This window comes from Variovorax sp. ISS6 (assembly GCF_056523145.1).
The window spans coordinates 4,682,157-4,694,693 of record NZ_JAWRZC010000001.1 but is presented as its reverse complement, the minus strand read 5'-3'; the positions used below and the strand labels follow the sequence as shown (position 1 = coordinate 4,694,693).

General features: G+C 70.5%; 11 protein-coding genes and 1 pseudogene. 7 read left to right on the top strand and 5 right to left on the bottom strand.

Features of this window, described 5'->3' with window-relative positions; translation table 11 throughout:
- Window positions 1–16 precede the first annotated feature (16 nt).
- Window positions 17–370 (top strand): CidA/LrgA family protein, encoded by a 354-nt coding sequence (locus tag AC1HIL_RS21805; protein WP_057591611.1) that lies wholly within the window; start codon window positions 17–19, stop codon window positions 368–370.
- On the top strand, window positions 367–1,095 hold the full coding sequence (locus AC1HIL_RS21800; RefSeq protein ID WP_057591612.1) for an LrgB family protein: 729 nt from the start codon (window positions 367–369) through the stop codon (window positions 1,093–1,095). The genes AC1HIL_RS21805 and AC1HIL_RS21800 overlap by 4 nt, the downstream gene beginning before the upstream one ends.
- A 10-nt stretch (window positions 1,096–1,105) precedes the next feature.
- Here AC1HIL_RS21800 and AC1HIL_RS21795 read toward each other — a convergent pair whose 3' ends face one another.
- The 3 genes and pseudogenes from AC1HIL_RS21795 to AC1HIL_RS21785 all read right to left on the bottom strand — a co-directional run bounded on the left by AC1HIL_RS21795 (window position 1,106) and on the right by AC1HIL_RS21785 (window position 3,438).
- Window positions 1,106–1,588, bottom strand: coding sequence for a RidA family protein (locus tag AC1HIL_RS21795; RefSeq protein WP_479669990.1), 483 nt, complete (start codon window positions 1,586–1,588; stop codon window positions 1,106–1,108).
- Window positions 1,581–2,444 (bottom strand): annotated as a pseudogene (locus AC1HIL_RS21790) (PhzF family phenazine biosynthesis protein). Before AC1HIL_RS21790 ends, AC1HIL_RS21795 begins: the two are co-directional and overlap by 8 nt.
- A 7-nt stretch (window positions 2,445–2,451) precedes the next feature.
- Complete coding sequence (locus AC1HIL_RS21785; protein WP_479669989.1) at window positions 2,452–3,438, bottom strand: Bug family tripartite tricarboxylate transporter substrate binding protein; 987 nt, start codon at window positions 3,436–3,438, stop codon at window positions 2,452–2,454.
- Between the two features lie 132 nt (window positions 3,439–3,570).
- On the opposite strand from AC1HIL_RS21785, the gene AC1HIL_RS21780 reads away from it, so the two are divergent.
- Both AC1HIL_RS21780 and AC1HIL_RS21775 read left to right on the top strand, forming a co-directional pair.
- On the top strand, window positions 3,571–3,939 hold the full coding sequence (locus tag AC1HIL_RS21780; protein ID WP_479669988.1) for a hypothetical protein: 369 nt from the start codon (window positions 3,571–3,573) through the stop codon (window positions 3,937–3,939).
- 26 nt (window positions 3,940–3,965) lie between these two features.
- Complete coding sequence (locus tag AC1HIL_RS21775; protein WP_479669987.1) at window positions 3,966–4,418, top strand: helix-turn-helix domain-containing protein; 453 nt, start codon at window positions 3,966–3,968, stop codon at window positions 4,416–4,418.
- Here the strand turns inward: AC1HIL_RS21775 and AC1HIL_RS21770 are convergent.
- Both AC1HIL_RS21770 and AC1HIL_RS21765 read right to left on the bottom strand, forming a co-directional pair.
- On the bottom strand, window positions 4,415–5,614 hold the full coding sequence (locus tag AC1HIL_RS21770) for a lanthionine synthetase C family protein (RefSeq protein ID WP_479669986.1): 1,200 nt from the start codon (window positions 5,612–5,614) through the stop codon (window positions 4,415–4,417). The genes AC1HIL_RS21775 and AC1HIL_RS21770 overlap by 4 nt on opposite strands.
- A gap of 5 nt (window positions 5,615–5,619) precedes the next feature.
- Window positions 5,620–6,534 carry a LysR family transcriptional regulator gene (locus AC1HIL_RS21765; protein ID WP_261210653.1) on the bottom strand — a complete coding sequence of 305 codons (915 nt, stop codon included), beginning with the start codon at window positions 6,532–6,534 and terminating at the stop codon, window positions 5,620–5,622.
- Window positions 6,535–6,717: 183 nt separating this feature from the next.
- Between AC1HIL_RS21765 and AC1HIL_RS21760 the strand changes: the two genes are divergently transcribed.
- From AC1HIL_RS21760 to AC1HIL_RS21750, 3 genes are all read left to right on the top strand, one after another.
- A complete protein-coding gene (locus AC1HIL_RS21760; RefSeq protein ID WP_057591619.1) occupies window positions 6,718–7,602 on the top strand; it encodes an alpha/beta hydrolase in 885 nt (294 codons plus the stop codon).
- 175 nt (window positions 7,603–7,777) lie between these two features.
- On the top strand, window positions 7,778–9,034 hold the full coding sequence (locus AC1HIL_RS21755) for an efflux RND transporter periplasmic adaptor subunit (RefSeq protein WP_057591620.1): 1,257 nt from the start codon (window positions 7,778–7,780) through the stop codon (window positions 9,032–9,034).
- Window positions 9,035–9,223: 189 nt separating this feature from the next.
- A complete protein-coding gene (locus AC1HIL_RS21750; protein ID WP_261210655.1) occupies window positions 9,224–12,508 on the top strand; it encodes an efflux RND transporter permease subunit in 3,285 nt (1,094 codons plus the stop codon).
- Window positions 12,509–12,537: the final 29 nt, after the last annotated feature.

Below are 12,537 nucleotides of genomic sequence, written 5' to 3'. Positions count from 1 at the left end.
CCACGAGGACCTTGCCATGCTCTACGCCATCACCACGCTCTTTCTCTGCCAGCTCGCCGGCGAACTGCTGGTGCAGTGGCTGAGCCTGCCGGTGCCCGGTCCGCTGCTCGGCATGCTGTTCCTGTTCGCGGGTCTGCTGTGGCGCGGCGGCGTGCCCGAAAGCCTGGGCGAGACCTCGGGCCATCTGCTGCGCAACCTGATGCTGCTGTTCATCCCGGCCGTGACGGGCGTGATGCTGCACTTCGAGCGCGTGGGCCGCGAATGGCTGCCGTTCCTGGCCGCGGGCATCCTGGGCGCGGCCTTCACGATGACGGTGACCGCGCTGACGCTACGCTGGATGATCCGCATCACCGGCAAGGACGCCCAATGAGCGCGCCCGCGAAGCTGTCCGAGATCTGGGTCTTCCTGGCCCAGTCGCCGCTCTTGTGGCTCGCGCTCACGCTGCTGGCCTACCTGGGCGCGCTGTGGCTGCACCGGCGCAGCGGCGCCAACCCGGTGGTCAATCCGGTGCTGGTGTCGGTGATCGTGATCGTCGCCGTGCTGCTGGCGACGCGCACGCCCTACGACACCTACTTCGAGGGCGCGAAGTTCGTGCACTTCCTGATCGGGCCGGCCACGGTGGCGCTGGCGGTGCCGCTCTACAGCCAGGTGGCGCGGCTGCGCCGGCTGTGGCTGCCGATCGGCGTGGCGCTGCTCGCGGGCTCGGTGGCGGCCATCGTGTCGGCCGTGGGCATCGCCTGGGCGCTGGGTGGTTCGCACGAGCTGCTGATGTCGCTGGCGCCGAAGTCGGCCACCATGCCGATCGCGATGGGCGTGTCGGAAAAGATCGGCGGCCTGCCGTCGCTGTCGGCGGTCGCGGCCGCCATCACCGGCATCGCGGGCGCGATCATGGCCACGGGCCTGTTGAACCTGCTGCGCATCAAGGAGCCCGCGGTGCGCGGTTTCGCGGTCGGCATCACGGCGCACGGCATCGGCACCGCGCGCGCGATCCAGGTCAACGAGACCGCGGGCGCGTTCTCGGCGCTCGCGATGGGGCTCAACGGCATCGCGACGGCCTTGCTGGTGCCGCTGGTGGTGCGCTGGCTCGGCGCCTGAGACCCCGCCTTCAGTCCGCCGGCCGCTCCTGCAGCACCAGCGAGATCTCGACCGCGCCGCCGCCCGGCAGCGAGGCCACGCCGACCGTGGTGCGCGCGGGCAGCGGCTGGTCGGGAAACACCTGGCGCAGCAGCTCGCTCGCGGCATTCATCACCCGCACATGCTGCGTGAAGCCGGGCCCGGCCTGCAGGTAGCCGGTGAGGGCGACGATCTTCTGCACCCGGTCGAGGTCGCCGAGCTCGGTGCGCGCGGCGCGCAGCAGCGCGATGGCGGCGGCGACCGCGGCCCGTTCGCCGAGCGCGATGCCCGCGTCGCTGTCGTCGATAGTGCCCGCGATCACCACGCCGTTCTCGCGCCCGACCACCCCGCTCGAATGCAGCAGGTCGCCGGCGCGCGCGAAGCTCGCATAGCGGCCCGCGGGGCGCGCGGCGGGCGAGGCGTCGTGGCCCGCTTGCGCGGCGAGCGCCTCCAGGCGCCGGTCGGCATCAGTCATGCGGCAGCGCCTCCATCGCCTGCGCGTCGCCGCGCAGCCAGCAGCCTTCGGCGGCCTCGGCCTGCGCGGGCAGCCGCACCTGGATCGCCGAGGGCGAGCCCATCGCCTCGCCCTGGCGCACCGTGACCAGCGTGCCATCGGCGCCGACCAGCGCCATCTCGCGCAGGCCCCAGGCCAGCGCGGCGGCGGCGATGCCGGTGGCCGCGTCCTCGGGATAGCCGGAGGAGCGCGGGAACTGGCGCGCGCTGACCTCGGTGCCCTACACGTCGGCGTTCGATGCGAAGGGGTAGAGCCCGGTCGAGCCGAGCCGGTCGCACAGTGCCTCGACGCGCGCGAAGTCGGGCCACAGGCCGTGCAGCAGTTCGGGGCTTTCGAGCCGCACCAGCGTCTTCACGCGGCTGGTGGCGGCGTTGAGCACCGGCGACACGATCTGCGCGAGCCCGATGCCCAGGCACTGCGCGATCTCGCGCACCAGGGCCGCGTCGACCGCGGCGATGCTGGCGCTGGGCTGGCTGATCTCGACCGCGCCGTCGACGAAGCGTCCGTGCACCGTGCCGCTGAGCGTCTGCACCGCGATCGGCTCGCCGCTCCAGCGGCCGCGCTCGTGCAGCAGCCACAGCGCGCCGAGCGTGGCATGGCCGCACATCTCCATCTCGTGGCGCGGCACGAAGTAGCGCATGCGCAGGCGGTGCCGGGCGGCATCGTCGGGCGCGAGCACGAACACCGACTCGTGCCCGCTCTCGCGGGTGCGGGCCTGCATGTCCTCGGTGGACATGGCATCGGCATCGAGCCAGACCGGGGCCGGGTTGCCGCCGGCGCGGGTGCCGGGGCGGGCGAAGACGCGAACGAGCTGCATCGTCATCTCAGTCCGCCTTCGCGTTGACGGAGCGCGCGATGCCGCCCCACAGCGCGATGTCGGCGCGCACGCGCTGGCCGAACTGCTCGGGCGACCAGCTCGCGGGCGAGACGCCCTTGGCCATCATGTCGGCGCGCAGGTTGCGGTCCTGCAGCGCCTTGTCGAGCGCCGAGCGCAGCCGCTCCACCACCGGTTTGGGCGTGGCCGCGGGCGCCATCAGGCCGTACCAGAGCTCGGGCTTGAAGTCCTTGATGCCCGCGGCCTCGAAGCTCGGCAGCTCGGGGAACACCGCCGAGGGCTGGCTGATCGCGAGCGCACGCATGCGGCCGGCGCGCACCTGGGGCGCGAGCGCGGTGGGGTTGTCGAACAGCGCCTGGATCTGGCCGGCCATCAGGTCGGTCTGCGCGGGCGCCGCGCCGCGGTAGGGAATGTGCGTCATCTCGATGCCGGTGCGCTGCTTGAACAGCTCGCCCGCGAGGTGGCTCGCGGTGCCGTTGCCGATGCTGCCGTAGTTGAGCGTGCCGGGCCTGGCCTTGGCATCGCGGATGAAGTCGGCGAGGTTCTTCGCGGGCAGGGTGGGTGCCACCACCAGCACGAAGGGCGTGGTGCCCAGCGTGCCCACGGGCGCGAGGTCGGCCAGCGGGTCGTAGGGCAGCCTGGGGTAGACGGCCTGGGCCGAGGCGATGGTCGTGGTGGTGGCGGCCACCAGCGTGTAGCCGTCGGGCGCGGCCTTGGAGGCATAGCCCGTGCCCACCGTGCCGCCGGCGCCCGCGCGGTTGTCGATGATCACCGGCACGCCGAGCTCGGCCTGCAGCCTGACCTGCACCGCGCGGAAGATCACGTCGGTGCCGCCGCCGGCCGGGAAGGGCACGACGATGGTGATCGGCTTGGCGGGATAGGTGTCGGCGGCGGCCGCGGCACCGCAGGCGGCGGCGAGCAGGGCGGCGGCGGCCATCAGGGCGAGGCGCCGTGGCGGGCGGAGGCTGGCGGTCATGGAGGTCCTTGGCGGAACGGGTGGAGGGGAGGTCCTAGTCTTCCTGCCGATCGATCCGCGCGTGCCTCCGCTCGCGACGCCCGCGCGCACGAATGCGACATCGGCCGCGCGATTGACCACACAATCGGCCCCATGCCGTCCCCAGCCGCCCCAGCCGGACCGCGGATCTCCGCGTTCTCCGACCGCCTCGCCCACAAGGCGACGCCGGTGGCGAGCACGCTCGACGGCTACGCCACGACGCCGCATGCGCACGATTGCGACATGCTGTTCGTGCCGCTGGCGGGGCGCTTCGACGTGATCGATCCGCGCGGCGACGCGCTGCAGTCCTCGCCCGGCCACTTCCTCTGGTTCGCGGCCGGCGCCGCCCATGCCACCAGCGCGATGACCCTGCGCCAGACGCACCTCGCGGTCTATGTCGATTCGGAGTTCTGGGACACGGCGCTGCGCGCGCACGGCATCGCGAAGCCGGCCAGGGCCTGCGCGCGGGCAGCGGCGCGCTGAACCTGCTGTCGCACCGGCTGCTCGAGATGGCCGGCACGCCGGCATCGCCCGAGCCCTCGATGGCGCACGTGGCCCATTGCGGCGCGCTGGTGATGGAGGCGGCACGGCTCATGGCCAATCCGCTGGTGCATCCCGATGGCCGCGGCACGCCCGGCGCGGTGATCGCCGCGCTGCTGGCCGGCGACATCGAGGCCGAGCTCGCGGCGGCGCTGCCGCTCGAGGCCTTCGCGGCGCGGCACCGGCTCTCGCGCCGGCAGGTCGAGCGGCTGTTCCGCGCGGCCTACGGGCTGTCGCCGCTCGAATTCCAGCAGCAGCGGCGCCTCGAGCGCGCGCGCCACCTGCTGCAGAGCACCGACGAATCGGTGCTGTCGGTGGCGCAGCAGGTCGGCTGGGCCTCGGGGGCCTATCTCACGCGCATGCTGGGCAAGGCCTGGGCGACGACGGCCGGCGAGCTGCGCGCGCGGCGGCCGCCGGCCTAGAAGAAACAGTCGAGGGTCGGGAAGCGGTCCGTGCCCTCGATGCAATCCCACAGGTAGATCGCGAAGCCGGGGTCGCCGGTCCACAGCGAATAGCGCAGGTGGCCGTGTTCCGCCAGGTCGGCCTCGGTCTGCGCGATGCCGTGCATGGCGAAGGCGCGCGCCCGGTCCAGCCAGGCGGCGTCGCCGAAGCGGCGGTGCAGCTTGAGGAAGGCATAGCCGTTGCCGCCGGTGCCGTGGCAGAGGTTCGAGCCCTTGTGGAGCGGGCCGGCCTGCCAGGTGGTTTCGCCGGCGGCCAGCAGCAGCTCGTCGAGCGTGTCGCCCGGAAAATCCGCGAGGCAGATCACGAAGCCCGGTGCGCCGTGGCACATCTGCACCAGCTTCGGCCGCGAAGCATCGGGCAGCGGGAACGGGCGCGGGCGCCAGTTCGCCTGCGCGCCTTCGCGGTCGGCGGTGTGCTGCACGGTGTTGGCGATGCAGTCGCGCCAGGCGTTCCATTCGGCGTCGCCGAGCAGGTGGTGGCCGTGGATCAGCGGCACGGTGGTGGCGACGAAGCCGTGCACCGCATCGATGTAGGTCGAACGCTGGCCGTAGAGCTGCTGGGTCCAGAAATGGCAGCCGAAGTCCTCCGACCATTCGAGCTGCGACCACAACCGCCGCGCGGTGTCGCGGTAGATGCCGGCCCAGCGTTGCTCGCCGGTGCGCTCGTGCATGAACAGCGCCGCGAGCATGGTGCCGGGCGTGCCCCACATCAGTTCGAGCGTGGGGTCGTCGAGGTGGCCGCCGCACAGCCGCGCGAGTTCGTCGGCGACGGTGTCGGAGGGCCGCAGCCGGTGCTCGAGCAGCCGGATGCCGGTGTCGCCCATCAGGTAGGCCGCGAAGCCGGCATCGGCGGGGCAGCCCATGGCCGCGCGGTTGGCGGCGATCAGGCCCGGCACGACCGGCGCGTAGTCGCGCGCCAGCCGCGTGGCGCCGCGCTCCTGCAGATGGTGCAGCGCCCAGATCACGCCGCTCGCGCCCCAGTACAGCAGGTACTGCGGGTCGGGATTCGATGCATCGTCCGGATGCATGGGCCACAGGCCCTCGGGCGTGAAGCGCGCCTCGGTGTCGCGCACGATGCGCTCGATGGCCTCGCGCGCGCGGCCCTCGTCCCAGGCGTCGGTCCGCAGGGGCTCGTGGCGCTCGGGCGAGAACAGCATCGCGCTCAGCGCCGCTGCAGCCGCGGATTCTTCGCGAACAGCTCGGCGGCCCAGTCCACGAAGGCGCGCACCTTGGCGCTCAGGTGGCGGTTCGGCGGGTAGACCACGTGGATCGGCAGCGGGTCGCGCTGCCAGTCGGACAGCACCTCGATCAGCTCGCCGCTCTCCAGATGCGGTTCGGCCATGAAGGTGATGCACTGCGAGATGCCGAAGCCGCCGAGCACGGCCGCCATGTGGGCGTTGCTCTCGTTGACCGACACGCGGTAGGGTCCGTTGAGCTCGATGTGCTCGTCGCCCTTCTTGAACTCGTGCGGATAGACGCGCCGCGTGGTGCCCGAGAAGTAGCTCACCACGTGGTGGCGCTTCTCGATGTCGTTCGGATGCTGCGGCGCACCATAGCGCTTGATGTAGGCCGGCGAGGCCACGGTCACGAAATGCAGGGTGCCGATGCGCCGCGCCACCAGCGACTGGTCGGCGAGGTCGCCGGCGCGGATCACGCAGTCGACGTTGTCGCTGATCAGGTCCACCGTGCGGTCGCTGACGCCGAGGTCGACCTGGATCTCGGGGTAGCGGTCGCAGAAGGTGGCCAGGGCCGGCAGGATCACCAGCCGCGCGACCGAGGTCCCGACGTCGATGCGCAACCGGCCCGTGGGGCTGGACTGCGCATTCGTCATGCTGGCCTCCATGTCGTCGAAGTCGTTGAGCAGGCGCGCCGCGCGTTCGAAATACGCGGCGCCGTCCGGCGTGACCGTCACCCGGCGGGTGGTACGGTTCAGGAGCTTCACGCGCAGCCGCGATTCCAGGGCCTGGATCTGCTTGGTGACGGTGCCCTTGGGCAGGGCGAGCGAGTCCGCCGCGCGGGTGAAGGTGCCGGCTTCCACGACGCGGACGAAGATCCGCATGGCCTGGATCTGATCCATCGAATGCCTGTTCTCTAGACCCGGCCCTCGCCGGGGGGTGCGGATTCTCACACAAGGCCATAACCCTTTGGTGACCCGGTCCGATTGTTCGTAGTTTGGAAACAGAGTAGGGCTTGCATCCCTGTTTAACGCGACAGTCGGCGCCTTATATTTCAACCATCGCCCATTTCCCGAGGTCGTCCCATGTCACCCCGTCCATCGTCCCGCTCCGCCGAAGCAGCCGCGCTCGCCGCGGGGCAAGGCGCGGAAGCCGATCTGTCGATCGAGCTGCCCGGCCGCGATCCGGTGGGCGCCCGTGTCTACGGCCAGCGCCCCAAGGGCGAAACGGTGCCGCTGGTGCTGCACTTCCATGGCGGCACCTTCATCTGCGGCGGCCTCGACAACGGCCGCAACGTGGCGCGCCTCCTGGCCGGCTCCGGTGCGGTGGTGGTCTCGCTCGACTACCCGCTGGCCCCCGAGTCGCCGTTTCCCGAGCCGATCGAGGTCGGCTACGCGGCGCTCGAATGGCTCTACAAGCAGCGCGTCAAGCTCGGCGGCCGCGGCGCCCAGGTCTACCTGGCCGGCGAGGAAGCCGGCGGCAACCTGGCGGCGGCGGTGGCGCTGATCTCGCGCGACCGCGCCCATCCGCCGCTGGCGGGCCAGATCCTGCTGTCGCCGATGCTCGATCCCTGCGCCGGCACGGCCTCGCTGCGCAAGGCGACCAACGACTCGCCCGAATGCCGCTGGGCCACGGGCTGGGAGAAGTACCTGAGCTGCCCGTCGAACGCCACGCACCCCTATGCGGTGCCCAGCGGTTCGCTGCGCCTCTCGGCCCTGGCCCCGGCCCTGGTGCTGGTGGGCGAGGACGACGCGATGCGCGACGAGGCGCTGACCTTCGCGGGCCGGCTGCGTTCGGCCGGCATCGAGGTCACGAGCGCGGTGCTGAGCAACGCGGCCGAGTGGCCCAAGGCGCTCTACGACGCCGAGTGCATGGGCTGCAAGGTCTGCGAGGCGACCGTGCAGCAGCACTTCCGCGAATTCTTCGCGGCCACCACACCGCCCCCCGGGGCGACCCCGAAGCCCAGTTAGCCAGCGCCGCCAGCCGCAGAGCCAGCCGCTAGCGCCGAGCCACCGGGGGCACCCGGTGCGGCCGGCCTTTTTCCGAAATTTCCGTTTTTCTTGGTGCGAGGGCGCCAGGACGGACTGTTGCATCCCGAAAAGTCATCCGAGTCATTTGAGTCATCTGAGAGAAGGACGAATCACCATGTCGAACAACAAGCCAACGTTTTCCTCCGCGGCCCGCAAGGGCCTGTGGCCCGCCGTGACCGGCGTCACCGCCTTGCTGGCGGTGGCCGCCGCGGTGCTGGGCATGCACAGCTTCAAGGCCGAGGCCAACGCGCCGGCCGCGGGCGCGCCGCAAGCCATTCCGGTCTCGGTCGCGGCGGTGGCGCCGAGCGAGATCAATGCCTGGGACGAGTTCTCGGGCCGCCTCGAAGCAGTCGAACGCGTCGACGTGCGCTCCCGCGTCGCGGGTGCCGTGCAGTCGCTGCATTTCCGCGAAGGCGCGCTGGTCAGGCAGGGCGACCTGCTGGTGACCATCGACCCCGCGCCGTACGCGGCCGAGGTCGAGCGCGCCGAGGCGCAGGTGGCGTCGGCGCAGGCCCGCCAGTCCTTCAGCCGCAGCGAGCAGGAGCGCGCCAAGCGCCTGTGGGACGAGCAGGCCATCGCCCAGCGCGAATACGACGAGCGCGTGAACGCCGGCCGCGAAGCCGAGGCCAACCTGCGCGCGGCCCAGGCCTCGCTGCAGTCGGCGCGCCTGAACCTGGGCTACACCCAGGTGCGGGCCCCGGTCTCGGGCCGCATCGGCAAGATCGAGGTCACGGTGGGCAACCTGGTGGCGGCCGGTCCCGGCGCCCCGGTGCTGACCACGCTGGTCTCGGTGAGCCCGATCTACGCGAGCTTCGATGCCGACGAGCAGGTGATCACGCGGGCCCTGAAGGACCTGCCGAGCGGTTCCAGCGCGCGCGGCCAGATCGAATCGATCCCGGTGCAGATGGGCACGGCCGGCCTGGAGGGCACGCCCTTCGTCGGCAAGCTGCAGCTGATCGACAACCAGGTCGACGCCCGCAGCGGCACGGTGCGCGTGCGCGCCTCCTTCGACAACAAGGACGGCGCCCTGATCCCCGGCCAGTTCGCCCGCATCCGCATGGGCCAGGCCCGTAACGACACCGCGCTGCTGGTCAGCGAACGCGCCATCGGCACCGACCAGAACAAGAAGTTCGTGATGGTCGTGGGCGAGGACAACAAGGCGGTCTACCGCGAAGTCGCGCTCGGCGCCTCGATCAACGGCCTGCGTGTCGTGAGCAAGGGCCTGAAGGCGGGCGACCGCGTGGTGGTCAACGGCCTGCAGCACATCCGCCCGGGTGCGCTGGTGGCACCGCAGACCGTGACCATGGACGCCAAGGCCGACGGCAAGGCGCAACAACCGACGGAACAAGTGGCGCAGGCCGCGAAGTCCTGAACGACACCGGGCCCCGCGCGCCAGCCTGAAGGCCGGCGCGCCGGGAAACCCGGGACACCGACAACGGCGACAGCGGCACCGGCCGGCTCGCCAGCGTTACTCGAAGTTCCTTGATGGGAGCCACCTGGATGCCGCTCGTCTTTTTCGAAGCGGCGTGGATCGCGCTGTCCGCGCGATGGAGCCAACGAAATGAATCTCTCTAAATTCTTCATCGACCGGCCGATCTTTGCCGGCGTGCTGTCGCTCTTGATGCTGATAGCCGGCCTGATCGCGTTGCGCGGTCTGCCGATCTCCGAGTACCCGGAAGTCGCGCCTCCCTCGGTGGTGGTGCGCGCCCAGTACCCGGGTGCCAACCCGAAGGTGATCGCCGAGACCGTGGCGACCCCGCTGGAGGAGCAGATCAACGGCGTCGAGGGCATGCTCTACATGGGCAGCCAGGCCACCACCGACGGCGTGATGACGCTGACGGTGACCTTCCGTCTCGGCACCGACCCCGACAAGGCCCAGCAGCTGGTGCAGAACCGCGTCTCGCAGGCCGAGCCGCGGCTGCCCGAGGAAGTGCGCCGGCTCGGCATCACCACGGTGAAGAGCGCGCCCGACCTCACGATGGTGGTCCACCTCGTGTCGCCCAACGGCCGCTACGACATCAACTACCTGCGCAACTACGCGGTGCTCAACGTGAAGGACCCGCTGGCGCGCATCGAAGGCGTGGGCCAGGTCCAGATCTTCGGCGGCGGCGACTACTCGATGCGCGTCTGGCTCGACCCGCAGAAGGTGGCGCAGCGCGGCCTCTCGGCCTCCGACGTGGTGGCTGCCATCCGCGGCCAGAACGTGCAGGCCGCGGCCGGCGTGGTCGGCGCTTCGCCGGGCCTGTCGGGCGTGGACATGCAGCTCTCGATCAATGCGCAGGGGCGCCTGCAGAGCGAGGAAGAGTTCGGCGACATCATCGTCAAGAGCGGCACCGACGGCGCCGTCACGCGCCTTCGCGACATCGGCCGCCTCGAGATGGGCGCCGCCGACTACTCACTGCGCTCGCTGCTGAACAACGACCCGGCCGTCGGCATGGGCGTGTTCCAGGCCCCGGGCTCGAACGCGCTCGACATCTCGGCGAACGTGCGCAAGACCATGGCCGAGCTCAACAAGAACATGCCCGAAGGCCTGGAATACCGCATCGCCTACGACCCGACGCAGTTCGTGCGCGCGTCCATCGAATCGGTGATCCACACGCTGCTCGAAGCCATCATGCTGGTGGTGCTGGTCGTGATCCTGTTCCTGCAGACCTGGCGCGCGTCGATCATTCCGCTGCTGGCCGTGCCGGTGTCGGTGATCGGTACCTTCGCCGTGCTTCACGTGCTCGGTTTCTCGATCAACGCGCTGAGCCTGTTCGGGCTGGTGCTGGCGATCGGCATCGTGGTGGACGACGCCATCGTGGTGGTGGAGAACGTCGAGCGCAACATCGAGGCGGGGCTCACGCCGCGCGAGGCGACCTACCGCGCGATGCGCGAGGTGTCCGGGCCCATCATCGCGATCGCGCTGGTGCTGGTGGCCGTGTTCGTGCCGCTGGCCTTCATCAGCGGCCTCACGGGCCAGTTCTACCGCCAGTTCGCGGTGACCATCGCGATCTCGACCGTGATCTCGGCGATCAACTCGCTGACCCTGTCGCCCGCGCTCGCCGCCTTGCTGCTGCGCGGCCATGACCAGCCGAAGGACGCACTGACGCGCGGCATGGACCGGGCCTTCGGCTGGCTGTTCCGCGGCTTCAACAAGTTCTTCCATCGCGGCTCCGAGGCCTACAGCGGCGGCGTCAAGCGCGTGATCTCGCGCAAGACGCTGATGCTGGTGATCTACCTCGCGCTGGTCGGCGTGACCTTCGGCCTGTTCAAGGCCGTGCCCAGCGGCTTCGTGCCGGCGCAGGACAAGCAGTACCTGATCGGCTTCGCGCAGCTGCCCGACGGCGCCACGCTCGACCGCACCGACGAAGTGATCCAGCGCATGGGCGAGATCATGAAGAAGAACCCGAACGTGGAGGACGCGATCGCCTTCCCGGGCCTGTCGATCAACGGCTTCACCAACAGCTCGAACTCGGGCATCGTGTTCGCCACGCTCAAGCCCTTCGACCAGCGCAAGCGCGCCGACCAGAGCGGCGGCGCGGTGGCGGGCCAGCTCAACCAGGCCTTCGGCAGCATCCAGGACGCGTTCATCGTGATGTTCCCGCCGCCGCCGGTGGCGGGCCTGGGCACCACGGGCGGCTTCAAGCTGCAGATCGAGGACCGGGCCTCGGTCGGTTACGACCAGATGGACGCGGCGGTCAAGGCCTTCATGGCCAAGGCCTATGCGGCGCCCGAGCTCACGGGCATGTTCACGAGCTGGCAGGTCAACGTGCCGCAGCTGTATGCCGACATCGACCGCACCAAGGCGCGCCAGCTCGGCGTGCCGGTGACGGACATCTTCGACACGATGCAGATCTACCTGGGCAGCCTGTACGCCAACGACTTCAACAAGTTCGGCCGCACGTACTCCGTGCGCGTCCAGGCCGATGCGCCTTACCGCGCGCGGGCCGAGGACGTGGGCCTGCTGAAGGTGCGCTCGAGCTCGGGCGAGATGGTGCCGCTGGCCGCGCTGATGAAGGTCAACTCGACCTTCGGCCCGGAACGCGCCATGCGCTACAACGGCTACCTGGCCGCCGACATCAACGGCGGCCCGGCACCCGGCTATTCGTCGGGCCAGGCGCAGGACGCGATCACCAAGATCGCGGCCGAGACGCTGCCCAAGGGCGTGAGCTTCGAGTGGACCGAGCTGACCTACCAGGAAATCCTGGCCGGCAACTCCGCCTTCCTCGTGTTCCCGCTGGCGATCCTGCTGGTGTTCCTGGTGCTGGCCGCGCAGTACGAAAGCCTGACGCTGCCGATCGCGATCATCCTGATCGTGCCGATGGGCATCATGGCCGCGATGGCGGGCGTGTGGATCTCGGGAGGCGACAACAACGTCTTCACGCAGATCGGGCTGATCGTGCTGGTGGGGCTCAGCGCGAAGAACGCGATCCTGATCGTGGAGTTCGCGCGCGAGCTCGAGTTCGCCGGGCGCACGCCGATCCAGGCCGCGATCGAGGCCAGCCGGCTGCGCCTGCGCCCGATCCTGATGACCTCGCTGGCCTTCGTCATGGGCGTGCTGCCCCTGGTGCTGTCGACCGGCGCGGGCTCGGAGATGCGCAAGGCGATGGGCGTGGCGGTGTTCGCCGGGATGATCGGCGTGACGGCCTTCGGGCTGTTCCTGACGCCGGTGTTCTACGTGCTGATGCGCCGCATCGCGGGCAACCGGCCGCTGAAGCTGCACGGCGAGGTGCCGCATGGCGAGGACTTCGTGTCGGCCGACCATCCGGCGCCGGCCTCGGGCGGTTCGCACGGTGGATCGGGCGGCGGCCATGGCGGCGGCCTGCATCCGGTGCCGGCCTCGCCGCGGACCTCGCATGAATGACGAACGAACCACAGAACAAGAAGGAAGGT